We start from the raw sequence: 25,485 nt of genomic DNA, 5'->3' as shown, positions 1-25,485 counted from the left end.
AGGTATCACAGTTAAATTTATAGAGATATAAATCGTTTAGTAAAAACAAAGGGGCGAATAAAATTGAAAAGAATAGCACTAATTGATGTAAGAAGTTTTCTAGCAATTATTCTTGTAGGTATTGTATTGGTAATAGCTGTAGGTTGTTCATCTGATACAAGTGGAGAAGAAACTGGTCCAGAAGAAATCCGTTTAGATTACGCATACTACTCTCCAACTAGTTTAGTTTTAAAGAAATTTGGTTGGGCTGAGGAAGAATTTGAAGAAGAAGGTATCGAAATTGAATGGGCACTAAGTCAAGGAAGTAACAAAGCTTTAGAGTTTCTAAATAGTGATAGTGTTGACTTTGGTTCTACTGCCGGGGCCGCTGCTTTAATATCCAAATCAAATGGCTCACCAATTCAAAATGTTTATATCTACTCTAAACCTGAATGGACAGCACTCGTAACAAATCCAGATTCAGGCATTGAAACAGTAGCTGACTTAAAAGGGAAAAAGGTTGCTGCAACAATTGGAACAGATCCCTATATATTCTTATTACGTTCATTAGCTGCTGAGAATATTGACCCTTCTGAAGTAGAGATCATTAACTTACAGCACGGTGACGGTGCATCCTCACTTGCATCTGGTCAAGTTGACGCCTGGGCAGGACTAGATCCTCATATGGCACGTCTAGAAATTGAAGCAGATGCTGCATTGTTCTATCGAAATGCAGACTTTAATACGTACGGTTTCTTAAATGTAAGAAATGAATTCGCTGAAAATTATCCAGACTACGTAAATCGTGTGATTAAAGTCTATGAAAAGGCAAGAAATTGGATAATTGATAACCCTGAAGAAGCTGCTGAACTGTTAGCTGAAGAAGCAGAAATTGATGTGGAAGTTGCAAAAATCCAATTAGAGAGAAACGATTTCTCTAATCCAATTCCTGGTGACGTTCATGTTGAAGCATTGATTGAATCTGGAGTCATTTTGCAAGATGGGGAAGTTATTGATGCTGATGCTAATATCGAAGAACTTACAAATGAATTAATTAATCCCTCTTTCGCAGAAGAAACAATTGAATAAGTGGGAGGAATAACGAATGTCTAAAAATGAAGTTGATGTTTCAGGAGCATATGTTGCGAGTCAAGCAAAAAAAGCGAAGCTCAAAAAGGCTAGAAATAAACGCTCACAAACTATTATTCTAGGAAGTATATTACCAGTTATATTGCTTCTCTTTTGGGAGTTGCTTAGTCGAGCAGGGGTATTCCCTTCCTATCAACTTCCAGCTCCTTCAGTAATATTCTTAACTATTTTTGGAATGGCTCAATCCGGTGAATTATGGGGCCATATCGGCATTACCGTTTACCGTGTATTTGCTGGCTTTATAATCGGAACGCTTGTCGCAATTCTATTAGGTTCGCTCGTTGGTTTTTATCATAAAGCTGAACTGCTATTTGATCCAATTATTCAAGCCTTTCGTTCCATTCCATCACTAGCATGGGTACCCCTATTTATCTTATGGATGGGCATAGGGGAAACATCCAAAATCACGATGATTGCAGTTGGGGTGTTTTTCCCTGTCTACTTAAATCTTGTTAGCGGTATTTTAGGTGTAGACCGAAAATTAATTGAAGTTGGTAAAATGTACAAATTAACACCTTTTCAGCAAGTACGCCGGATTATATTGCCAGCGTCATTACCTTCCTTCTTAATTGGTTTACGCAGTGGACTGGGACTTGGTTGGATGTTCGTTGTTGCAGCTGAATTAATGGGGGCAAGTCAAGGGCTTGGTTATTTACTTGTATTAGGACAGAATACACTATCACCAGAAACAATCATTTCCAGCATTATTCTCTTTGCAATTATTGGTAAATTATCGGACTGGTTGTTAAAGATTCTAGAAGATCGCTCACTACATTGGCAAGATCGATTCATAAAAACATAACAGGGGGAAACCAACATGAGCTTAGCATTACGTAACGTTAGTCGAACCTTCGCCGGAAACACAGCCGTCCGAAATGTTAATTTATCTGTTCAACCTGGAGAGATTGTTGGCTTACTAGGTACAAGTGGTTGTGGAAAAAGCACGATATTGCGAGCGATATCTGGTTTGGATGATGGTTACGAAGGTGAAATTGAAATTAATGGGAGTACCTCTAAAGGCGTACATGATACGACAGGTTTTATCTTTCAAGAACCACGTCTATTGCCATGGCTGACCGTATTAGATAATGTCACTTTTGGTCTAAAAGGTGACAAGGCAACTAGAGAGAAACGTGCGAAAGAATATATTGCGAATGTTGGACTTGTTGGCAATGAGAACCTATATCCACGTCAATTGTCAGGAGGAATGGCTCAACGCGTAGCAATTGCACGTGCACTCGTAACATCACCAGAAATTCTTTTATTAGATGAGCCTTTTAGCGCATTAGATGCGTTCACTAAAATGCAACTACAAGATCTACTTCTTGATATTTGGAAAGCTTACAATTCGACTATTGTACTTGTAACACATGATATAGATGAAGCTACTTATTTATGCGACCGAATCCTTATCCTTCGCGGTCAACCTGGGGAAGTTGATCGTGAGATAACTTTAACCGAACAAAGACCACGCAATAGAGGCAGTCAGGAACTCGCAAAATGTAAATCTGATATATTAGAAAGTTTAGACCTCAATCGAAAGAATTAGTCATAGACAGATATGTTAAACAAATAAAGGGGAAATCAGCGATGGCTATTGAACTGACTCCTGTTAGTGGAGTATATAATCTATCAAATTATCAAGAAACAAAGGAAACATTCGAGTGGGATCAAGCTAAAGAAGCTTTATATTATGGTGAAACGGGTAAGATGAATGCAGCATATGAAACAATTGATCGGCACGTCGCCGACGGATATGGGGATAAAATCGCACTCCATTATGTTGATCAAGAGGAGAGCTATTCACTTACCTTCCAACAGGTAAAAGAAAAGACAGATCATTATGCTAGAATTTTAAAAGAAAATGACGTAAAAAAAGGGGATCGCGTTTTTATCTTCTTACCAAAAAACGTTGCTTGCTATATTTCAATTTTGTCAGTAATCAAAATAGGCGCAATTGCCGGTCCATTATTTGAAGGATTTATGGATGAAGCAATACAAGATCGCATCAACGATTGCCAAGGAACCTTATTAATTACCGATAGGACGCTTGGAAAACGTGTAAAGAAAAACCTGATCCCTTCATTAAAAGAGATTTTATATACAGAAGATATTGAATCAAAAACATATGGTACAGAAAGTGATGCATCCTTAATTGAGTGGGTAGATCCAGAAGATGGGTTGCTTATTCATTATACGAGTGGTTCAACAGGCAAACCAAAAGGTGTACTTCATGCCCACCGCTCGATCATTCATCACTACCAAACAGGGAAATGGGTACTTGATATTCAAGAAGATGATGTATATTGGTGTACATCGCATCCAGGTTGGGTTACTGGAAGTGTCTACGGTTTATTTGCACCTTGGCTAAACAAAGCCACGATTGTCATTCAAGGTGGCCGCTTCAAGGCTGAAAATTGGTACCAATTAATTGAAACGTTACAGGTGACAACCTGGTATAGTGCACCAACAGCTTTCCGGATGTTAATGGCACAAGGAGATCTTAATAAAAATTATGATCTAACCTCCCTTCGCCATGTGCTAAGTGTTGGAGAACCATTAAATCCAGAAGTCATTAGCTGGGCATGGTATACATTGAACTTACGCATTCATGATACATGGTGGATGACCGAAACAGGTGGCCATTTAATTGTGAACTTACCTTCTGAAACTATTAAAGCTGGTTCTATGGGTAGAGCATTCCCAGGAATATATGTTGGTATATTAGATGATGAAGGTAAAGAACTCCCAAACGGTGAAGTAGGACAGTTAGCTGTCAAGACACCATGGCCTGGATTAATGAAAGAAATTTGGGGAAATAACGACAAATATAATTCCTATTTCCAATATGAAGGTTGGTATATTTCTGGCGATCTAGCTTTTCAAGACTCAGAAGGATATGTATTTTTCCAAGGTCGAAATGATGATATGATCAATTCTGCTGGTGAAAGAATTGGACCTTTTGAAGTAGAAAGTACATTAATTGAACATCCTGCAGTTGCTGAAGCTGGCGTGATTGGGAAACCTGATGCCTTACGCGGTGAGATAGTAAAAGCGTTCATTACGTTACGAACCGGATACAATGCATCCACAGAATTAACGGAAGAAATTCGTCTTTTTGTTCGAAATAAATTGGCTGCTCACTCTGCTCCAAGAGAAATTGAAGTAATCGACGAATTACCAAAAACAAAAATAAGCGGTAAGATTTTGCGTCGAGAATTAAAGCAACAAGAAATAGAAAAAAGCTTCGTAAAGTAAGACAGGTATAATTCCTGCCTTACTTTTTTATTTGTTTACCATTTATGAATATAGCGCGGTTGATAGTCCGTCATCCTAGTTAGTAAAGCATCCGCGTTTTCCTCTAACATAATTAGCTCTTTATATTCTTTTTTGACAAATCCTTCGGTAATCATGTGGTCAAAGAGCGCTACAATCGGATCATAGTAACGATTTATATTTAAAAGCGCGCACGGTTTATGATGGTAATCAAGTTGTGCCCATGTGAATACCTCAAACCACTCTTCTAATGTCCCAGAACCTCCAGGCAGTGCTATAAAACCATCTGCTAATTCAGCCATTAATGCTTTCCTTTCATGCATCGTTTCTACTACATGTATTTCAGTTAAATTCTGATGAGCAATTTCGACGTCAGCTAATTTTTTAGGAATCACACCAATAACTTGCCCACCTGCTTCTAACACACCGTCTGCCACAGCACCCATACACCCAACCGTTGCACCACCATAAACCAGATCAATTCCATTTGCTACTAGAATTTCACCTAACCTTCTTGCTTGTTCCATATAGATCGGGCTATTCCCTTTACTAGAACCACAATATACCGCCACTTTTTTCATACCATCTATCCTTTCCTGTTATCTCATTTTATTTTAACGTATTCAAATAAAGTTAGCACTATAAACGTAAAGATATCTTGACATTTATTATAATAACCGTTATTTTATATGTAAAGATATCTTTACATTTTTCATTGAAAGGAGTGTGGCTCGTGAAGGTTATCAACCACATTCAGGAAGCGCGTAAAAGCCGGCAGATTACACAAGTAAAAATGGCAGAAGACTTACAAATTACACGTCAAACGATTAATGCAATTGAAAAAAATAAATATAACCCCAGCTTAGAGCTCGCTTTAAAATTAGCTAACTATTTTGATATACCTTTTGATACATTATTCTATTTAGACGAAGGAGATACGAAAACATGAAGAAGAAGCATCAAATACTTATTTTTGCCTTTTTAATATCTTGTGTTCTATTTGGAGGATATTTAGGACTATATCTTTTATTTGAAAAAGGAGGGCAAGAGATTCCCTTATCACTTTCAGAAATAATTTCATCTAGTTTAATCGGAACAATAGGAGGCTTGGGTATCTTCTTTTTTCTATCCTATTATCGCAAGAAAAAACATGGAAACATTCCAGCAATCGATGAGAGAACTCTTTTGCTATTTAAGCGGTATTTTTTGCTTGTTTTGTATATAGTTTTGTTTGGTAGTAGTGCTCTGCTCCTTATCCTTTTCGCTATAGGTGTTAAAACAATCGAAATCGAAATCCTAATCGTATACATGATGTTTTTGTTTATTTTAATAGGCCTAGGTGCGTTCATTACTAAAAAACTATAACCTCTGAAGTTATTATTAAAAAATATAGTATTTCAGAATTTACAAGCAATCTTTTACAATATAATAGGGGAAAACAGGTCAAAAGGATCCCCAAACATTTTTACAACTCAATTTTAAACGTCAAAGTTGAGAGAAACTGCGACGTAACATTCTTATCACAAACAAAAATCAATTACTTTAGACACGCTACGTAAGCCAATGGTCTCACTTTCCGTGGGCACGACTTCAGCTAACTTAGTAAAGCAAAAAACGCTTTACTAAGTGGATCTTCAGTCCGTGCTGTTCCCACTGGAGAGTCGACCATTTGCTTCCTCCGCTTGTTTGTAGTAATAACAAACACAAAGATAACTTATCTATTTTACTGGCGATAAATTTGTAATAAGAGATAATACAGAGAATCTAATTACTCAATAAAATAGCTTTTTATTTTCTAGGAATCTCGACCACCTCAGTTGCTGATTTCGCTATCAGTCCATTTATCAAGTTTCTGATTATTACTTGTAATTGATTGCGAACAAGTGAATAGTAACTCTATATGCGCGAAGGAAGCAAAGGCTTGAGACTCCTGTGGGAACAGCACGAACCGAAGATCCTCTATAGAAGCGTTCTTTGCTTCTATAGATAGCTGAGGTTGTGCCCACGGAAAGCGATAGCCTTTGATTCCGTAGCAGGTAATAAGCTGCTTACGTCGCAGTTGATGATAATTGTGACTTATAGGAAGTTACTCAAGTAAAATGAATATTTGTCGATTGATAGACCGACAGCAGACTTTTAAGACTTTCTTTCACAAAAAAAGAAGAGCTCATTTCGCTCTTCTTAAGATGGTGCTTATAAATTTGAACCGTTTGTTTTGATAACTTGCTTGTACCAATCAAAACTTTTCTTTTTCTTTCTATCTAATGTCCCATTTCCTTCATTATCTCTATCAACATAAATATAGCCATAACGTTTTTTCATCTCGCCAGTACTAGCACTTACAATATCAATTGGTCCCCAGCTTGTATAACCAAGGATTTCAACACCATCTTTAATAGCCTCAGCCATTTCAACAAAGTGCTGTTGTAAGTAATCAATCCGATAATCATCATTAATACTACCATCTTCTTCAGGAACATCCACTGCACCTAAACCGTTTTCGACAATGAATAATGGTTTTTGGTAACGATCATGCAACTGATTTGCTGTAATACGTAAACCTTTAGGGTCAATCGTCCATCCCCACTCAGATGTTTTTAAATATGGATTTGTTACAGAGCCAAATACATTTCCTTCTGTTTGATCCTTTAATATTTCTGGATCAGCACTGGTACAGCGACTCGCATAATAGCTAAATCCGATGTAATCCACTGTGTTTTTACGTAAAATTTCTTCGTCACCAGCCTCCATCTTAATATCAAGGTTTTGATCTTCAAAGAAACGTTTTGCATATCCTGGATACGAGCCTCTGGATTGTACATCGATAAAGAAGAATGATTCCCTATCTTTATCCATCGCTTTCCATACATCATCTGGATTTGATGAATAGGCATACGTCATTCCAGCTGCAAGCATACAACCAATTTTAGCATCAGGAATAATTTCATGACATGCTTTAACCGCTAAAGCACTCGCCACTAATTGGTGATGCGCCGCTTGATAAAGTACTTGATTTTTATCTTCCCCTTCATTTATAACAATACCCGCTCCCATATAAGGAAGGTGAAGTAACATATTGATTTCATTAAATGTCATCCAATATTTCACTTTGTCTTGATAACGTTTGAAAATTGTCTTTGTATACTTTTCATAAAGTCCAATCATTTTTCTGTTTTTCCAACTACCGTACTTTTCAACTAAATGTACAGGTACATCAAAATGACACGTTGTGACAACTGGTTCAATATTATATTTCAACAATTCATCAAATACATCGTCATAAAATTGAAGTCCTGCCTCATTTGGCGCTTCTTCTTCTCCAGTTGGGAAAATTCTTGACCAAGCAATGGATAAACGTAAACTTTTAAAACCCATCTCAGCAAATAATGCGATATCTTCTTTGAATTTATGATAAAAACCAATCGCTTCATGCGACGGATAATAGACACCTTCTTTTGGCTCAAAAGAATCTATGTTGCCTAGCATAATATCAAAGCGTTCTTTTCCAGTTGGTAAAAGATCAACTGTTGTTAAGCCTTTTCCACCTTCTAAATGTGCACCTTCTACTTGGTTAGCCGCAATTGCACCACCCCATAGGAAATCTTCAGGGAAATTGGTCTTATTTGTCATATTGAATTCCTCCTATTTAATCTATTACATTAACTTTTATGTAGGAACAACGCACAGCAAAGGAGTATTACTACTCACCTTGCTGCACTGTTGTTTCTTAATTCTTTCTATTTAGCATCATTCTCTAACGTAATCAATGTTTCTGTTGGTTTAACTATATGTTGTTCAGTAAATGAGATTAATCCATACTTATCTGGATTTGTAACGATTACTGGTGTTGTAACGAGATAACCCGCTTTCTTAATTTCAACTAGATCGAATTCAATAAGCAATTTACCTTTTTCAACTTTATCACCTTGCTCTACATAACTCGTAAAGTATTGACCACCTAGATTAACAGTATCCATACCAACATGAATCAGAATTTCTGCACCATCTTCTGTTGTAATGCCAATTGCATGCTTGGTAGGGAATAACGCTGTAATTGTTCCTGTAACTGGTGAGAATAATTTACCTTCGATTGGTTCAATAGCAACACCTTTACCCATTGCACCTGAAGCAAATGATTCATCTTTAATCTCTGATAATTGTCTAACTTCACCAGCAAGTGGGCTAGTAATTACTTCTCCATTCACAAGATCCACTTGCTCAGTAGTAACTGCAACAGATTTATCTGCATCTATTTCTGGTTTAATTGTTTCTTGTTTGTTAATTCCACCGAAAAGATAAGTTAATACAAAAGCTAAAACTGATCCAACCACAACTGCAATAAGTGAACCGATAACCGCTGTGTTAATACCCTCTTCCGGATGAATAAAGCTAGGGAATTGGAATACTCCAAGACCACCCATCACATAACCTGTTGTACCAAAGAATCCTAGTATTCCTCCACCAATTGCTGATGAAATAAGCGTAAATATAAATGGTCTCTTAAGTGGTAAGGCAATACCATACATACCAGGCTCGGTAACACCAAATATTGCTGAGATAAATGCCGGTGCACTAAGTGTTTTCGTTTTCTCATTTTTTGTTTTTATCCAAATAGCTAAAATAGCTGCCGCTAAGGCAAATGAATGAACAAAGATTAACGCTAAGATTGCATCAGATCCATTAACCGTAAAGTTGTTAATTGCAATTGGAACAAGACCCCAGTGTAGGCCAAACATAACAAATACTAACCAAAAACCACCAAGGAACATACCAGCAATAATTGGACTTAAATCATATACCCAAACAGTTACATCCCCTAACATTTGACTTGCCCATGTTGCAATCGGGCCGATTATAATAAAAGTTAACGGGATAACAACTAGCAATGTGAACATTGGAACTAAAAACATTTTAACAACTGAAGGTATTACTTTTGCTAAGAATTTTTCTATTTTTACTGCGAAAAATGCTGAAACGATAATCGGTATAACGGACATAGAATAAGTCATTAAAATAACTGGAATACCAAAGAATTCTATATACACAGGTGATTCAAACATCGTTCCAGCGAACAATGTATATAAAGGATCGCTTGCTGCTGGTATTCCTTCTAGTGCAGGATAAACCAACGCCATCGCAATAACCATACCTATGAATGGTGTTCCACCAAACTTTTTCATTGCTGTATAACCTAAGAGTATTGGTAAGAAATAGAATAGTGCGTCCCCTACTGCATTTAATATTTGATATGTTCCACCTGTGTCATCTAACCATCCAACTGCTACAAATAATGCATTAAAACCTTTAATCATACCTGAAGCTGCTAACACACCAAGTATTGGCGTGAATATTCCAGAAATCATATCAATGAAGCGATCAAATAAACTACCTTTTTCTTGATCGTCCTCATCTTGATCTGTAGTAGTATCAAATCCTCCGACAGCAACTACTTCCTTAAACACATCAGACACGTGGTTACCAATAACTACTTGGTATTGACCGCCACTCTTCATGACAGTAACGACACCATCCATATCTTTTAAAACTTCTGTGTTTGCTTTACTTTCATCTCTTAACTTAAAACGTAAACGTGTAATACAATGAACAACACTGATAACGTTTTCTTTTCCACCGACATTTTTGATAATGTCTTTTGACAACTGTTCGTATTTCATAATAAACCCTTCCTTCTGTTATTATATTTTAAAAACAAAAAACCCGAACTGATTTGAGCACACACACGTAAATGTGGCGTTCAAATCAGTTCAGGTTATGCCCGAAAGCGGTAACATTCCTAACTGATAAATTTATTATAGCATCGCAAGAAAACGTTTGCAACATTTATTTTAAAATATTTTATTTTAGTTCTATTAAAGCAATTCCAACTTGTTTTTACCTATTAGGTTTTCAATCTGTTTACAATCCTATATAATGCAAAGTAACTTAAACATCTTAATTATCTCGTAGAAAAGCAGGAATATGATCATTTGAAGGGGGAATATATAATGAAGTTATTAGAAGACAGAATTAGAGCTGAGGGTATCGTGCTAAGTGATCAGGTACTTAAGGTCGATTCCTTTATCAACCATCAAATGGATCCAACTTTAATGAAGGAAATCGGAAAAGAATTTGCCAAGCTTTTTCGCGATGAGCAGATCACAAAAATTTTAACTATTGAATCATCTGGCATTGCTCCTGCAATCATGACCGGATTGAAGTTAGAAGTCCCTGTTATATTTGCTAGAAAAAGAAAATCACTAACGCTAATAGACAACTTATACACAGCAACTGTATATTCCTTCACAAAAAAAGAATCAAATGACATCACTGTATCTAAACAGTACATTCAACCAGGGGATCATGTCCTAATTATTGATGATTTTCTAGCTAATGGTCAGGCCGCTCTCGGACTAGCTACAATTGTCGAACAAGCAAAAGCAAAGGTAAGTGGAATCGGCATCTTAATTGAAAAATCCTTTCAACCAGGGGCAACTACATTACTTTCTAAAGGCTATCGTGTAGAATCCTTAGCAAGAATCGAATCCTTAACCAATAATAAAGTAACCTTTGCAACAACAGAAATAGAAGGATATAAAAAATAATCACACCTTTTTAAATCAAGGGGTGATTATGTTTTATCCATTCCTCTATTTCATCTGCTACCATCGGTTTTGCAAAGTAATAACCTTGCAATAATAAAGCTGAACTATGTTTGGTTAAGAAAGAATATTGTTCTTTTGTTTCAATCCCTTCAATAACAACCGTTAAATTAAGCGATTGTCCAAGATCGATAATTGCTTTTAATATCGCTGCGTCTTTTTCTGACCCGGGAACATGGTCAATAAATGTTTTATCTATTTTCAATGTAGTAATTGGCATTTGTTTTAAATAAGAAAGAGATGATACACCTGTACCAAAATCATCTAGAGCCACTTTAAAACCTAACGAACGGAAAGTTTCAATCGAATAAATTGCCGTATCAATAGACTCGACAAAACTTGTTTCAGTAATTTCTAATTCAATTCTTTGTGCATCTAATTGCGTTTCTTTTATAACATGCTGCAACACCCCAACTAATCGGGATGAGCTAACATATTCACCAGGAATATTAATCGCCATATTCCATTCTAGATGACCGTTTTCTTGCCAGACTCTTAACTGCGAACATGCCTTTTTTATAATCCAATCTGTTAAATCCCTCATACGCTTAAATCGCTCTAATATCGGAATAAAAACAATAGGTGATAACAGCCCGTATTCCGGATGTTGCCACCGAATTAAAGCTTCAAATCCTGAAATCGACGTTGTTTCAGCACATATTTTCGGCTGGTAAACAAGAAAAAGTTGATTCTCAGCCATCGCACGATCTATACCTTCCATTATTTTGTGGTCAAACGAATATGTATGAATAATTGGATCATACAGCATCACCTCTCGTTGAAAAACGGTTGTTGGGTGTTCCAGTACCGATAGTGCATAATTGTATAAATCCCTAATGTCGTCTTTTGGCGTAATCGTTGAAATTGCACAGACACCTTCAATCATAATATGATTATCTGCAATCACCACCGGGTTACTCCAACTCTCAGAGACTTCTAACATTGCCTGTTTCAGTTGCTCTAACTGATCAGACCGATTGGTTAAAAAAGCAAATTGATTATCTTTTAAACGATATAGTGTTATTTGTGGAATACGGACTTTTTGCAATGTTTCTGCTATAAAATCGACTAATTCATCACTAGATTGATAGCCATATATCATATTCATTTTTTCGAAATTGTTAATTTGCCAAACTGCTAAGGACTTAGTCGAACTCGTTTGCCTAAGCGTTTTCTCATATAGGCGCGCATTAGGAAGTTTTGTACGTGTATCAAAAAAACTGACACGATAATCAATATAGCGATCAAGAAATACGGATAGCATTAATAAAACTAATAAGCTAACCACACCAATACATATACCAGTAATTAAGAAAGCCGTATCCATTTGATGGGTAGTGCTATTCGTAATCAAGTAATTTCGGTTGAGATAAAACGTTGTTCCGAGCATTGCTGTATAATGCATACTCGTAACAGCAAGTCCTAATAAAATAGCTGTTAGCATTTTCATTAATCGTCCTTGCATTTGCTTTTTTCGGGAAGTAGAAAAAATATACAACGCAACAAACGAAGCGAGTATTGCAATACCTATTGAAAGGAAAACAAATAGCGGATTATATACGAATTTCGCATCCATAATCATGGACTCCATTCCAATATAATGCATTCCACTGATTCCAACTCCCATTATAAATCCTGATAATACGTAGAGAAACCAGGACTTATCTGATCGATTCGCTAAATAGAAAGCAAGAAATGATGCACCAAAGGCTGGAATCATCGACAATATCGTTAGGCTATGATCATAGCTCATTGAAACTGGAAGCATGTATGCACCCATACCAACAAAATGCATCGACCATATCCCAAAACCCATGGCAGCCGACGCTAATGAAATCCATATTTTTCGATCAAAAAAACTATTTTTTTGAATCCGATCATTCATTGAAATTGCTACATAAGAAGCGAAACAAACAATAAGTATAGATAAAAAGACGATAGGCCAATCATATTCACCGTTTAAAACTATAAAATATTTAAGATCTGGTTGTGTGTACAAAAGTAACCCTCCACTTGTACCAAGGTTGCAAAAGAACCTTATTTATAAAATGTCTTCTATTTTATATCGGATAGAATATAAGAATTATTAATGCGTAGCAAAGTCTATTTTATATCAAGTCACTATAAAAAAATCCCCGAAGGTCAGATTCTTCAAACCTCCAGGGATTTTTATAAAGACTATTCAATGTTTTTATTCTATTCCATCTATTTCTTCAATATCTTCTGTGATTTCTTGTGATACATCTTGACCACCAAAGAATTCTGCAGATATTTCAGTCAGCGTCCCATCCTCTTTCATTTCGCTAATCGTCTGTTCGATTCTTTCACCTAGTTCGTCATTACCTAAGTCAGCGACAACACTAACTGTTTGAGGATGGAATCTTAAATCCGGATGTAATTCAATTTCCATCTCAGGAAAAGCTTCTAATGCAAGCGATTGTAAATAGTAATCGTTAATTACAACATCTGTTCGACCATTTTCTACATCACGTAAATAGACATCATTGGTTGCATTACCGTAAGTTACCACTTCAGCCCCGTACTTTTCTGCAATGTCGCTATATACAGTCGTTGCAGCTCCTCCAGCTTTTTTTCCTTCTAAATCTTCAAGCTTTTCTATTCCAGAATGATCTTCCGACCGGACAATCATTGTCGAATAAGAGTATTTAATAGGTTGACTGAAAATGAAATTGTCTTCACTTTCTTCTCTAGGACCAGCTGTAATAATATCAACACGTCCAGATTGTAAAGCAGCCAGCATGGCATCATAAGCCATCACTTCAAAATTAACTTCCAAATCTAATCGAGACGCAACCTCTCGGATAACCTCGACATCATATCCAGTTAACTCATCAGACCCTTCAGGATAATAGGATGCTGGATATAGCGTACCTGCTGTTGCAAAAACAATTTCACCTGATTCTTCTATCTCATCCCACGTACTTGCTTCTTCACCACTACTACTATCACATGCAACTAAAACCATTAATAAAACCAAAACACTTACTAATTTCTTCAAAAAAATCCCCCCTGTTATACTTTATTTACACTATATAATATAACAGTTTATCACCATTAAAACAACATTCCCCCAACCTGTACTATTAAAAAAAGGTGACCCTCTCATCTTATAGCGAGGACCATTTTTTATGTTATTTAACTGGTTGATGCCCATCATTTGTCGTAATAGCGTGATAAAGTTCTGGACGACGGTCACGGAAAATACCCCATTCGATCCGTTGTGCATCTAACGCGTCTAAATCAAATGTCGCAAGTAAGATTTCTTGCTCTGTTCTTCCCGCTTCTGCAAGTTTATTCCCTTCCGGACCTGCAATAAATGAAGAGCCATAAAAAGTAATCTCTGAATCTTCATCCGTTTCAGCACCAATTCGATTAGAAGCGATAACTGGCATTAAGTTCGCAGCTGCGTGTCCCAGCATACATGCTTGCCAATGATTTTTCGAATCAATCGATGCATCTTCCGGTTCTGATCCTATTGCTGTTGGATAGAACAACATTTCAGCACCTTGTAACGCCATCACCCTTGCTGCTTCTGGATACCATTGATCCCAACAGATACCAACACCAATTTTTCCATAGCGTGTTTCCCAAACTTTAAAGCCCGTATCGCCTGGGTTAAAGTAAAACTTCTCCTCATAACCAGGACCATCAGGAATGTGACTCTTACGATATGTGCCTAATACGTCACCTGTTGCATCAATCATCGCAAGCGCATTGTATCTAGCATTGTTCTTTTTTTCATAAAAACTAATTGGCAAAACTACCTCTAGTTCTTTTGCGATTTGTCGAAAATGTTGGATCGCCTTATTTTTATCTAATTCAGTCGCATAGCTATAATAAGCCGGTTTTTCCTTTTGACAGAAGTATGGTGTTTCAAATAGTTCTTGTAACAAGATAACTTGTGCGCCTTGTTTGGCAGCATCTCTAACTAGCACTTCAGCTTTTGTAATATTATCTTCTATATCATTGGAACAGCTCATTTGAGTAGCTGCGACAGTTACATTTCTGGCCATTTACACTCTCTCCTTTTCACCTACTAATAGGCATTTGTTGCGTCATACAATGAATGTTACCACCTTCGCGAATAATTGCCATTCCATCAATCGGATGAATCACACGTTCAGGAAAGAGCTGCTTGAATTGTTCGATCGCAACTTTGTCTGTTTCCGTTGCATCTCCACCAAACACCGGCAATATGATACCGCCATTAACAAAATAAAAATTAAGGTAACTCAATGTTAACCGGTCGTCACCATCTTTTCGAAGTGATGGCTGTTGGACTCTCACAATTTCTAATTTTCTCCCTTGTGCATCAACTTCCTCTTCTAATATAGCCAGATTCTCTTGGGTAATCTTATAGTTTGCATCAGTTTGATCATCACATACCTGAATCATTATTTTCCCAGGCGCAATAAAACTAGCAATATTATCAACATGACCATCTGTTTCGTCACCATCTAAACCATTTTTCAACCAGATAACTTTTGAAACAGCTAGGTGTTTTTTTAGATAAGCTTCAATTTCTACCTTTGTATATGATGGATTTCGATTTGGATGGAGTAAGCATTCTTCTGTGGTAATTAACGTTCCTTCTCCATCTACATGAAACGAACCACCCTCCATTACGATTGGTGCATCTATTTGTTTAACTTGATAATTCGATAATATTTCTGATGCAACAAGATCATCTAACTCCCATGGTGTGTACTTTTCTCCCCACGCATTAAATATCCAGTTGATACCTGCAACTTCACCAGCCTCTGAGACAACAAACGTTGGCCCATTATCACGTAGCCACGCATCATCATGTTCGATAGCAAGTAGTTCAATAGCTACGTTAGTAAAAAGTGACTCTACCTTCTCTAGCTCTGTCTTATTAACCAAAACAGTAACAGGCTCATATACAGCTATCGCTTCTACAATAGCACGATAACCCTCGGCAACAGTCGCATAATCTTCAGGATAACACATTGATTCTTTTACAGGCCATGAGATAAACGTGCGTTGATGTTTTTCCCATTCTGCCGGCATTTTATATGATACATTTATCGGATTCATATGCTCTCTCTTTTCCCTTTTAGGATAGCGTAAAAACAAATTATAACAGCATTATTAGCAAAAAACACTTATTTTTTATACGTGATTATCACTATTATCTCACAACAAAAAAGAACCATTCCAATGTTAATAAGGAATCGTTCTTTTATCTATGATAAATCTTGTTTGAATGTGCGTTGTTCCAGTTTCAAGAGATGCGTTTTCATTTCTAAACCACCACGATAGCCTGTTAATGTTCCGTCTTTTCCAATTACGCGATGGCAAGGAACCGAAACAAGAACCGGGTTTGCACCAATTGCTGTTCCAACTGCACGAACAGCAGTCGGCTTCCCAATCAACTCGGCTATTTGCGCGTAATTATACGTTTTACCATATGGTACATGGTGCAGTGCATGCCACACCTTCTGTTGGAATACAGTTCCTTGTAAATCAGTAGCAAAACTAAAGGCTGCTAGTTCCCCCTGAAAGTAAGCAGTCAACTCCTTTTTATATGGTGCTAGCTTTTGGTTGTCTTCTATTAAGTTAACATTACTAAACTTCTTCATAATCCAACTTTGAAGTTCTTCCCACTTACTATCTGGTGAACCAACATAACATAAACCTTTTGCAGTCGCAGCCAAATAAAAATGCCACTCTCCAACAGTAAAATTCGACCAATAGATACACTTGCTTTCAGTCATCACTAATCCTCCAATCTGAGTAAGATTTATACAAAAAAGCGGCAATGATTGAATCATTACCACTCCCGCAACCTATTTATTTGTAATTTTCTTCAAATTCTTTCATAAAACCAACTAGCTTTTCAACGCCTGCTAATGGCATTGCATTATAAATACTTGCACGCATACCACCTACGGAACGATGGCCTTTTAGCGTTTCAAGTCCTAATCCTTGCGCTTCTTTAATAAATGCAGCCTCTAAATCTGAATCTCCGTTAACTGTAACAAACGGAATGTTCATTAACGAACGACTATCTGCTTTAACTGGTGAAGCGAACATCGAAGAATCATGAATGGCATCATACAAAATTTGTGCTTTCTTGCGATTAATACGCTCCATCTCTTTAAGACCACCAAGCTCATTCAACCATTCAAAAACTAACTTAGCAATATAAATGGCATAAGTCGGTGGCGTATTATAAAGCGATCCACTTTCGCTATGCGTTTTATAATCCATCATCGTCGGACAACTATCCGGCGCATGACCAATTAAATCTTCACGAATGATCACAAGCGTTAACCCTGCTGGTGCGATGTTTTTCTGTGCTCCAGCGTAGATTAAACCGAATTTTGATACATCAATCTCTTCTGATAAAATGTTAGAAGACATGTCAGCGATTAATGGCACATCACCTGTATCTGGGAACTCTGTATAAGCTGTTCCTTCTATTGTATTGTTGGTAGTAATATGAACATAATCAGCTTCTGGATCAATCATGCTTCGATCAATCTTTGGTATGTAAGTAAAGTTATCCTCCTCAGAAGAGGCTATTACGCGAACATCACCGAATTTCTTTGCTTCACTTATTGCTTTTTTCGACCATGAGCCCGTATTTACATAATCAGCTTTTCCATTTTTAACAAGCAAATTCATTGGTATCATTGCAAATTGTTGTGAAGCGCCACCTTGGAGAAACAGTACCTTGTAGTTATCTGGAATCACCATCAATTGTCGCAAATGCTTTTCTGCCCCTGTAATAATATCCATAAACAAAGCTGAACGATGACTTAATTCCATTACTGACATACCTGAGCTACGATAGCTCAACAATTCTGATTGTGCCTTCTCTAACACTGGTAAAGGAAGCATTGACGGTCCAGCTGAAAAATTATACACTCTATTCATGTCACCACACCCATCTGTTTTTTTATCTACAAATATATCTTAAACACGCAATCTATTAAACATCATTCTTTTAAACCATTTTAATATTTTAATCTTTGTGATCATTTTAACAGCATTCCTATTTACTTTCAACTTACAATATTCAAAAAATTAAGCTAATTATCTATCACTGCCAAAAACTGCTCATCATTATCAATCTAGCATGTTATGATTAACAGCAGACTCGTTTTACATTTAGGGAGGAAACAATTTTGGATACAATCATTTTTGATGTAGATGACACACTTTATGATCAAACATTACCTTTTAAGAAAGCAGTAATTAAACAGTTTAGACGAACATTTACGGACGAAGAGCATACCGAACTCTACATAGCTAGCAGAAAATATAGTGATGCATTATTTCATAAAAGTATAACGGGCGAGGTAACTACAGAAGAGTTACAAACGTATCGAATCACTGAAGCTTGTAAGGAATTCGGCATAACGATTAGCTATCAAGAAGCAATTGACTTTCAAGCTACATATTTAGCGGAGCAAAATAATATAACGCTCTTTAAAGAAGTCGAGGAATTATTGGATGCACTGTTTCGAGAGAAAAAACAACTAGCTGTTCTTACAAATGGAGAAAAAGACCATCAAACAATGAAAATCAAACAACTGGGTTTAGCAAAGTGGATTCCAGAAGAACATTTTTTTATTTCCGGGGAAATTGGACATGCCAAACCGGTACCAGAAGTATTTAACTATATTGAAGAAAAGTTACAATTAGACAAAACAAAAACTATCTATATTGGTGATTCATTTGAAAACGATGTTGTAGGAGCTAAACAAGCTGGCTGGCAATCGATTTGGTTAAATCACAGGCATAGGAAGCCAACCACGCTAGCACAACCAGATAAAGTCATTTATCACACAAAAGAGCTTCTCGAAGTATTTCGAAATGACCTTGCACTAATAGATTAGCATACAAATTAGTAAGATGATACGCAATGATGCTTAACAAAAAAGGCCTTCTGTCACTATTAATCTAGTAACACAAGGCCTATTAGGTTTATTATTCTACTTCTGGCTTATCAATTAGGCTTATTCTTCTCTTTCTTATTAAAAGTGTTCCGCCACCACCAATTAAAGCAAGTAGTCCTATAATGGTTCCCGCAAATAACGGTTTGTTCTCATATACTTTAGTTAAAATATCTTTATCCACAATTTCAAAAGAAAGCGTTGGATTCACTTCATTGCCCGCTTGATCATATGCAATAACTTCCACTTCATATGCATCTATTTCAGATAGGTTAACCTTAACTGAAAGATTGCCATCCTCTTCCGTAACTTCTCCAACAAATTCTTCTCCGTTGATTAGAACAGTTTTGATTGTATCCGTTGAATCTTCTAACTGGATAGATAACTCAATTGGATCATAGTACTCTTCATCCGCTTCAGCACCCTCAAACAATACCTCTGGATTCGTCTTATCAATAATAAATTCAACTGTTAATTGTTGGATATTACCAGCTTTGTCCTTCACTTCAAAGTAGAGGACATGTTTCCCTTCATCTTCAATTGGATCCCCTAGGTTATAAGGGTTACCATTTAATGTTAAAGTGATAATATCATACGCACTCATATCTTCTATGAACAACTCTGGTATGATCGTTTCATTTAAATATTGACCAGAAATCGCCTCTTTAAATTGGATAATTGGTGCTGTCTTATCAATACTGAAAACAATCGTACGCTCACTACTATTATCCGCCAAATCGGTAATTGCAGCTTTTAAAATATAATCTTGTTCTCTATCTAATAGTGCCCCATTTTCAAATGGTTCGCCATTTAATGTAACAGATGTTCTTTCTTCATCTAAATGTTTATCTGAATATATGACCCTAGGAGCCATATTTTCATTAAAATAGCCTTCTAGAATACCAGTAATTGTTAATCTTGGCATAGTCGTATCCAAGGTGAAACTAATATTTAGTGTTGTCGTATTTCCTGCTTTATCTGACGCCAATACCTGATACTCATAAAACATTTCTTTTGAAGCTACTGGTACATTTCCTGCCAGATTCGACCCTCCATTTAATCGAACAGATTCAATGGTATCTTCTTCTGGATTGTCTAAAGAAAAGATTGGTGTAAATACTTTATTAATATATGAACCGTCTTTAATAACTGTATTATCTCCACTCATTTTCGGAGTTAACTCTGGTGCCGTTTTATCAATAGTGAAGGCAACTTGTTTGCTATATTGATTACCAGCTTTATCTGTTGCATCAACGAAAATCTCATATTCACCTTCTTGGCTAAAACGATGACTTAAGGACGCGATTGATTGTTGGTAACCATTGTCGGTTATCGAGAAACCACCTACATTATATGCTGCGCCGTCCTTTGTGACTCGAATCGTATTCGCATCTAAATTCACGTCTTTAATTGAAACAGATACGGGTTTATCTACGTTATAGTATTCGTTATCAGATACACCTTCAATGTCTATTGTTGGTTTAATCGTATCAATCGCAAACGTTTTTTGTACGGACTTCGCATTGTTCCCTGCCGCATCTCTTGCACTCATATTAATCGTGTAAGAACCTTCTTGATTAAAGTTATAATTTAACGAAGAAATTTTGCTAGCATACTTCCAGTCACTACCCTTACTTCCTTCGACTGTAGGAGTAATGTCTTTCCCATCCTTTTGTACAGTGAATTTCGCACTATTCTCTTGATAATTCGTTTCATCAATAAGGAATCCTACTCGTTTACTAATTGAATAAAATGCATTATCTTTTACGTTGTTAGCAAATAACATTGGTGCCGTTTTATCAATTGTGAATTTCACTTTCTTCGCATCGGCTTTATTCCCTGCTTTATCCGTTGCACTTATTTTCACTTCGTACGTCCCTTCTTGATCCGTACTAAAAGTGTAGGCCCATGATGCGCTTGTTTGATTGAAATTAAGTTTCGTAGCTGTATCATATGGTCTCATTTTTCCAGACGAATGATTTAGTCTTGTAACAGAAAGCTTGGTGTTACTCGGATTAATGTTTTGATCTGTTACAGCTACTGTTACTTTCTTATTTGTATTATAGTGTACGCCTTCTCTCACTCCTGAAAGTGATAATTCTGGTGTGATCGTATCAACAGTAAAAGTATTTGACTGTGTTGTCGCCTTATTTCCAGATGCATCTTCTGCTTTTACTTCGACTTTATACTTACCATCGTTCTCAAATTTAAAATCTAACGAACTTGATTCTTTATTGTTTTCCCAATTACTTAGAGCAGAATGATTATACGTAACAAATTTGCCATTGCTATTTTCCTTATACATATTAATGGTGACATCATTACTGCGATAATTATATTCGTCTACTTGAATGGTTTGAGTAACTGCCTTTTCATTAAACTTGTCGATTTTGCTTAACTTAATTGTTGGTTTACTATTATCCACCGTGAACTGCAGCGAGTCTTTTACAGATTGACCGGCTTTATCCTCGACATTAATCGTAATCGTATAATCACCATCGACAGCAAAAAACGAGTCTTTTAGCATAAAACGATAAGCTGTTTCATTTACTTTTTCCCAATTACCTATGTCTGATTTTTTAAATGTTTCTTCTTTTCCATCTACACCTGTTCGTGTTATTTCTATGGATTTATCTTTCAAATTTAATTCAGCAACCGTTATTGGGATAAGCTTTGTTACACCTTGTTCATTTATCGCTTTGCTCGTAATAAACGGAGCAATATCTTTTCCAAGCTCAATAGTTGGCTTTGTTTTATCAATGGTAAAAGTAATCTCTTTAGTAGAGCGATTACCTGATTTATCAATTGATTCAACGGAAATCGTGTATTCTCCCTCTTCCTTGAAGGTATGTGTTATTTTTGCAGTAGAATCACCAAAGAATACTTTGGTAATATCAAAATCGCCTACATTATATGCCATGCCGTCTCTTGTCACTTCTACTTTATTCGTTTCAAAACTATCATCTTGAATCTTTATTTCCACTTCTTTATCTTGGTCATAATGCTTGTTTTGTTCCACACCTTCGATCACAATATTAGGATAAGCTGCATCAATTGTGAAAGATTTGGTGATTTCATCAACCTGATTACCTGCAGCATCTATCGCACGAAGGCTAACCGTATAAAATCCATCTTCCTCGAAATCATAAGTGATCGCGGCTTCTTTACTTTTATTCATCCACTTCTCTCCGACCATTTTATTTACTTGATCGGTATAATCTGTACCATTTCGCATAACAGTAAACGATACATTATTCGATAAGAAGTTCTTTTCCACCACTGAAAAGGTGACCGCTTGATTCGATGAATAAAATTTTTGATCGGTGATATTCGTTATTGCTGTAATAGGAGTTGTTTTATCAATAGTAAAATGCACAATTTCCTCTTCCGCTTTATTTTCAGCTTTATCTGTTACCGCTAAGCGCAAACGATACATGCCCTCATCTGTAAATTTGTGGCTTAACGACACAAGACCTGATATAACAGACAGTTCCTCATCAATTTCTACTTTTTGATAATCATTTGCGCTATCATTCCACTTTTCAATTTGAATAATAGTGTTCTCCAAATCGATATTCTCATCGTTTGCTGAGAAATCAACTTTTATGTCTTTATTATAATGTTCATGATCCTTCACTCCATCAATTACTAATACAGGTGCTTTCGTATCTACTGTAAAAGTTTTAACTATTTCATCTGCTTTATTTCCTGCTTTATCTGTAGCACGAACTTTAATTTTATACGTACCATCTTCATCAAATAATAAATCTGAATCTGAAACTATTGCTTTGTTTTCCCATGTTTCAAAGCTATCATTTTCATACACTGCAAAGGAACCATCATTGTCTTGCTTTAATATTTCAATCGAAACATTATTCGTAGCATAATTATTTTCTGTTACTGCTATGTTTGCTATTACACTTTCGTTCTCATATGCAGCTAATTCAGAAAGTTCGATTACTGGCTTTATATTATCGACTGTAAAGGTAAATTCCTTAGAACTCGTTCTATTTGAGCTATCCTTCGCTTCTACAACTAACTCATAATTACCGTCTTCATCAAAGACGCCTTCTTTAAAAACAAATTGCTGGATCGATTCATTTTCTTCAGACTGTTCCCATTTACCAACTTCAACATCCTCTAATACAACTTCTTCTCCAGCTGCATTTGTTCTTTTAACTTTAACCGATTGTGAGTGAAGATTTAATTCTTCAATAGTAATTGGAAAAAGTTTATTCACCCCTTGGTCAGTAATAGCAGTGCGCGTTAGATGATCGCCATCTTCTACTGAGGAATCGATCTCTATAATCGGATCATAGAGGTCGATCACGAGACTTTCACTCTGCGTTTTTTTATTTCCCAATAAATCAACCGTTTCGATATTAATCTCAAACACACCTTCACCAAAAGTGTGTGTCAAAGAGGAAAGAAAATCCCCATTATTAAGGTCATCTTTTGTTAAATAGGCTTCCATCTCACCTGAAGTCTGGTTTTTCTTATTTACTTCAAATTTAGAGTTCTCTAAATCAAGTGTTAAATCAGATAAGATAAATTCTACTTCTACTTCTTCTTTGTAAAAAGAGTTTAAATCTTGGTCATTCGTAACGTCTTTTAGTTGAACTTCTGGGTCTTTTAAATCCAATATAACCTCTTGCGTAACTTCTGACGTGCGACCTGCTAGATCAGTTGTGAGCACGTTTATCGTGTATAATCCTTGTTCTTGAAAATCGTATACAGCTGTTGCTGTTGTCTTATCAAATTCAAAATCAATATCTACGTCTTCACTACCATCTTCTTTCTGACGCGTTATAGTAACTGTTGTTTCATCTTTATTTAAATTTGTATCGTTGACTTGGATTGTCACATCTCCAATCACTTCACCATAGTTTGCCCCGAGTTCATTTCCACTCTTATCTAGAATAGATATACTCGGCGCCTCACGGTCAACGATAAAAGTGAAAGACTCTAAATCATAACTCTTTCCGTCATTTGCATCTTTTACAAAACCCGTTACCTGATACGTTCCTTCTTCGGCAAAATCATCTGTTACTGTTGCTGTTTTCCCTTCAATTGTAATGGCTTCTATGTCTTCATGCGGATTTCCATCTTTCGTAACTTCAATTGCTGCATCTCCAATAGATACACCATTGTTTATCACAAATTGAATCGACTCTTCTGTTACATAAGCGTTATTCTCAATTTTAGTTCCACCAGCAGAGACAGTAAGTTCAGGCTCTTCATTATGTACCGCAAAGGCCACTTTCTTACTTGTCTCATTACTAGCAATATCTTGAGCAATTACATCTATGATATAATCGCCATCATTTTCCACCTTGTAACTACTTTTTGCTGTCGTACCATCTATTTCCCAACCTGGATCAACCGCTTCACCATTAACAGTCATTACTAACGTATCTTTTAGTAAGTTAAGATCTTCTACTTTTATATCAAGTGTTGGATATGTCGGTTGTCCAACAGCTTTCGGATAATAGATATCACCTGGCTCTACCCCATCAACATCAACTGTTACATCAGGGGACTTTGTATCTTTAACTATTGCAAAGGTAATTGGATTTTGTTGGGTCGTAATACCCCAATTATCAGCTTCCAAGACAGTCATTTCGATATCAAGCTGACCATCCTCCTCTGGTGGTAGTTGATAGCTAACTTGATAGATTCCTTGAAAATCTCCTTCTTCTGACAAGAGGGACTCTACTTTGTCTAGCTCTATCTCATTTCCTGAATAGGTTGCACTCAGCTTAAAGGGCTGATCAGGATCAGTTACAACCTGTTCTTCTTCCAATTGATTGTAATAAGTGCTGAGATCAATCGTGAAGGTCACTTGCTCCTCTGTTGTTAGCCAATTCTTTTCAAAAGGATACGCTTTGCTAGTGTCCCACGTATCATCTTTATAGTTAACTTTCACGCTAAGCTCGCTAGATGAAAATACATGATTACCAAATATGCCTATTGATAAGAAAACTATAGCTAGTGTTACGATCCAAAATAACTTTTTATTACTTTTATACGTAGCTGCCATCTTGTTCTCCTCCTATTTTTTGTTTACTAGTCGAATCAATTACCATAATATCCTCATCTATGTTGAAGTCTAGCTCATCTGTTAATAATACCGTTTCGTTATCATCACCAAGATAAGTGGTTTCAGCTAATACTGGCTTACTTTCTGGGATAGAATCGATTAACTTCTCCGTTTCTACGACATTACTTAAAGCAACTAAAGCTGGTTCCTTTTTCAAAATAATTTGACTGGATGTGTTTTTTCCGCTTTCTGTTAGCTTCGGTTGATACTGAAAGGAACGCTTTTTGTTTGTTTTTTGCAATCGAAGGCCTGTTAAATCCTCTATTACTTGTAAAATATCTAGTTTAATAAATAGCCAAATAGCAATAGGAAGGGTAAGTATAGCTAAACCTAATCCACCATAAAACATGATTTGATATCCCAATTTAGTACCTCC

At 36.4% G+C, this 25,485-nt stretch carries 19 protein-coding genes; 8 read left to right on the top strand and 11 right to left on the bottom strand.

Annotated features, from left to right (window positions below; all coding sequences use genetic code 11):
* The first annotated feature begins 63 nt into the window (after positions 1 to 63).
* Genes D2K60_RS01265 through acsA form a run of 4 tightly spaced genes read left to right on the top strand, consistent with a single transcriptional unit; the run spans position 64 to position 4,386 of the window.
* Positions 64 to 1,068 (top strand): aliphatic sulfonate ABC transporter substrate-binding protein, encoded by a 1,005-nt coding sequence (locus D2K60_RS01265; protein WP_117168186.1) that lies wholly within the window; start codon positions 64 to 66, stop codon positions 1,066 to 1,068.
* Positions 1,069 to 1,084: 16 nt separating this feature from the next.
* Positions 1,085 to 1,930: an ABC transporter permease gene (locus tag D2K60_RS01260; RefSeq protein ID WP_117168185.1), complete on the top strand. Its 846-nt coding sequence runs from the start codon at positions 1,085 to 1,087 to the stop codon at positions 1,928 to 1,930.
* A 15-nt stretch (positions 1,931 to 1,945) separates the two neighbouring features.
* Positions 1,946 to 2,677, top strand: a complete 732-nt coding sequence (locus D2K60_RS01255; protein WP_117168184.1) for an ABC transporter ATP-binding protein — start codon at positions 1,946 to 1,948, stop codon at positions 2,675 to 2,677.
* A 41-nt stretch (positions 2,678 to 2,718) separates the two neighbouring features.
* Positions 2,719 to 4,386 carry an acetate--CoA ligase gene (acsA, locus tag D2K60_RS01250; protein WP_117168183.1) on the top strand — a complete coding sequence of 556 codons (1,668 nt, stop codon included), beginning with the start codon at positions 2,719 to 2,721 and terminating at the stop codon, positions 4,384 to 4,386.
* Between the two features lie 35 nt (positions 4,387 to 4,421).
* On the opposite strand, the gene D2K60_RS01245 is transcribed toward acsA, so the two are convergent.
* Positions 4,422 to 4,985 (bottom strand): LOG family protein, encoded by a 564-nt coding sequence (locus D2K60_RS01245; RefSeq protein ID WP_117168182.1) that lies wholly within the window; start codon positions 4,983 to 4,985, stop codon positions 4,422 to 4,424.
* 152 nt (positions 4,986 to 5,137) lie between these two features.
* Between D2K60_RS01245 and D2K60_RS01240 the strand changes: the two genes are divergently transcribed.
* Positions 5,138 to 5,353 carry a helix-turn-helix transcriptional regulator gene (locus D2K60_RS01240; RefSeq protein WP_117168181.1) on the top strand — a complete coding sequence of 72 codons (216 nt, stop codon included), beginning with the start codon at positions 5,138 to 5,140 and terminating at the stop codon, positions 5,351 to 5,353.
* Positions 5,350 to 5,769, top strand: a complete 420-nt coding sequence (locus tag D2K60_RS01235) for a hypothetical protein (RefSeq protein ID WP_117168180.1) — start codon at positions 5,350 to 5,352, stop codon at positions 5,767 to 5,769. The genes D2K60_RS01240 and D2K60_RS01235 overlap by 4 nt, the downstream gene beginning before the upstream one ends.
* An 828-nt stretch (positions 5,770 to 6,597) precedes the next feature.
* Here D2K60_RS01235 and D2K60_RS01230 read toward each other — a convergent pair.
* Positions 6,598 to 8,034, bottom strand: coding sequence for a 6-phospho-beta-glucosidase (locus D2K60_RS01230; protein WP_117168179.1), 1,437 nt, complete (start codon positions 8,032 to 8,034; stop codon positions 6,598 to 6,600).
* 107 nt (positions 8,035 to 8,141) lie between these two features.
* Positions 8,142 to 10,079, bottom strand: a complete 1,938-nt coding sequence (locus D2K60_RS01225) for a beta-glucoside-specific PTS transporter subunit IIABC (RefSeq protein WP_117168178.1) — start codon at positions 10,077 to 10,079, stop codon at positions 8,142 to 8,144.
* 330 nt (positions 10,080 to 10,409) lie between these two features.
* Between D2K60_RS01225 and D2K60_RS01220 the strand changes: the two genes are divergently transcribed.
* Complete coding sequence (locus D2K60_RS01220) at positions 10,410 to 11,006, top strand: xanthine phosphoribosyltransferase (RefSeq protein WP_117168177.1); 597 nt, start codon at positions 10,410 to 10,412, stop codon at positions 11,004 to 11,006.
* Between the two features lie 10 nt (positions 11,007 to 11,016).
* On the opposite strand, the gene D2K60_RS01215 is transcribed toward D2K60_RS01220, so the two are convergent.
* From D2K60_RS01215 to serC, 6 genes are all read right to left on the bottom strand, one after another.
* The gene (locus D2K60_RS01215) at positions 11,017 to 13,062 is read right to left on the bottom strand and encodes a bifunctional diguanylate cyclase/phosphodiesterase (protein ID WP_117168176.1); all 2,046 of its coding nucleotides are present in this window, start codon (positions 13,060 to 13,062) and stop codon (positions 11,017 to 11,019) included.
* 192 nt (positions 13,063 to 13,254) lie between these two features.
* The gene (locus D2K60_RS01210; RefSeq protein ID WP_240335208.1) at positions 13,255 to 14,082 is read right to left on the bottom strand and encodes a transporter substrate-binding domain-containing protein; all 828 of its coding nucleotides are present in this window, start codon (positions 14,080 to 14,082) and stop codon (positions 13,255 to 13,257) included.
* Between the two features lie 133 nt (positions 14,083 to 14,215).
* Positions 14,216 to 15,097, bottom strand: coding sequence for an N-carbamoylputrescine amidase (aguB, locus tag D2K60_RS01205; protein ID WP_117168175.1), 882 nt, complete (start codon positions 15,095 to 15,097; stop codon positions 14,216 to 14,218).
* A gap of 16 nt (positions 15,098 to 15,113) precedes the next feature.
* Positions 15,114 to 16,142, bottom strand: a complete 1,029-nt coding sequence (locus D2K60_RS01200; RefSeq protein WP_117168174.1) for an agmatine deiminase family protein — start codon at positions 16,140 to 16,142, stop codon at positions 15,114 to 15,116.
* A gap of 149 nt (positions 16,143 to 16,291) precedes the next feature.
* The gene (locus D2K60_RS01195; RefSeq protein ID WP_117168173.1) at positions 16,292 to 16,822 is read right to left on the bottom strand and encodes a methylated-DNA--[protein]-cysteine S-methyltransferase; all 531 of its coding nucleotides are present in this window, start codon (positions 16,820 to 16,822) and stop codon (positions 16,292 to 16,294) included.
* Positions 16,823 to 16,898: 76 nt separating this feature from the next.
* On the bottom strand, positions 16,899 to 17,987 hold the full coding sequence (gene serC, locus D2K60_RS01190) for a 3-phosphoserine/phosphohydroxythreonine transaminase (RefSeq protein WP_117168172.1): 1,089 nt from the start codon (positions 17,985 to 17,987) through the stop codon (positions 16,899 to 16,901).
* Positions 17,988 to 18,238: 251 nt separating this feature from the next.
* On the opposite strand from serC, the gene D2K60_RS01185 reads away from it, so the two are divergent.
* Entirely contained in the window at positions 18,239 to 18,952 is a 714-nt protein-coding gene (locus D2K60_RS01185) for an HAD family hydrolase (protein ID WP_117168171.1), read from the top strand.
* A 91-nt stretch (positions 18,953 to 19,043) separates the two neighbouring features.
* On the opposite strand, the gene D2K60_RS01180 is transcribed toward D2K60_RS01185, so the two are convergent.
* Both D2K60_RS01180 and D2K60_RS01175 read right to left on the bottom strand, forming a co-directional pair.
* Positions 19,044 to 25,049, bottom strand: a complete 6,006-nt coding sequence (locus D2K60_RS01180; RefSeq protein ID WP_117168170.1) for an Ig-like domain-containing protein — start codon at positions 25,047 to 25,049, stop codon at positions 19,044 to 19,046.
* Positions 25,033 to 25,473: a hypothetical protein gene (locus D2K60_RS01175; protein WP_117168169.1), complete on the bottom strand. Its 441-nt coding sequence runs from the start codon at positions 25,471 to 25,473 to the stop codon at positions 25,033 to 25,035. Before D2K60_RS01175 ends, D2K60_RS01180 begins: the two co-directional genes overlap by 17 nt.
* Positions 25,474 to 25,485 lie beyond the last annotated feature (12 nt).

It is taken from the genome of Paraliobacillus sediminis, from assembly GCF_003426055.1.
This window is presented reverse-complemented; position numbering and strand designations above follow the sequence as displayed.

Bases quoted from the DNA above. Each gene is read 5' to 3' on its own strand.
- D2K60_RS01255 (WP_117168184.1), top strand. From the start codon at position 1,946: ATGAGCTTAGCATTACGTAACGTTAGTCGAACCTTCGCCGGAAACACA.
- D2K60_RS01220 (WP_117168177.1), top strand. From the start codon at position 10,410: ATGAAGTTATTAGAAGACAGAATTAGAGCTGAGGGTATCGTGCTAAGT.
- D2K60_RS01235 (WP_117168180.1), top strand. From the start codon at position 5,350: ATGAAGAAGAAGCATCAAATACTTATTTTTGCCTTTTTAATATCTTGT.
- serC (WP_117168172.1), bottom strand. From the start codon at position 17,987: ATGAATAGAGTGTATAATTTTTCAGCTGGACCGTCAATGCTTCCTTTA.
- aguB (WP_117168175.1), bottom strand. From the start codon at position 15,097: ATGGCCAGAAATGTAACTGTCGCAGCTACTCAAATGAGCTGTTCCAAT.
- D2K60_RS01230 (WP_117168179.1), bottom strand. From the start codon at position 8,034: ATGACAAATAAGACCAATTTCCCTGAAGATTTCCTATGGGGTGGTGCA.
- D2K60_RS01180 (WP_117168170.1), bottom strand. From the start codon at position 25,049: ATGGCAGCTACGTATAAAAGTAATAAAAAGTTATTTTGGATCGTAACA.
- D2K60_RS01200 (WP_117168174.1), bottom strand. From the start codon at position 16,142: ATGAATCCGATAAATGTATCATATAAAATGCCGGCAGAATGGGAAAAA.
- D2K60_RS01195 (WP_117168173.1), bottom strand. From the start codon at position 16,822: ATGACTGAAAGCAAGTGTATCTATTGGTCGAATTTTACTGTTGGAGAG.
- acsA (WP_117168183.1), top strand. From the start codon at position 2,719: ATGGCTATTGAACTGACTCCTGTTAGTGGAGTATATAATCTATCAAAT.
- D2K60_RS01260 (WP_117168185.1), top strand. From the start codon at position 1,085: ATGTCTAAAAATGAAGTTGATGTTTCAGGAGCATATGTTGCGAGTCAA.
- D2K60_RS01245 (WP_117168182.1), bottom strand. From the start codon at position 4,985: ATGAAAAAAGTGGCGGTATATTGTGGTTCTAGTAAAGGGAATAGCCCG.
- D2K60_RS01225 (WP_117168178.1), bottom strand. From the start codon at position 10,079: ATGAAATACGAACAGTTGTCAAAAGACATTATCAAAAATGTCGGTGGA.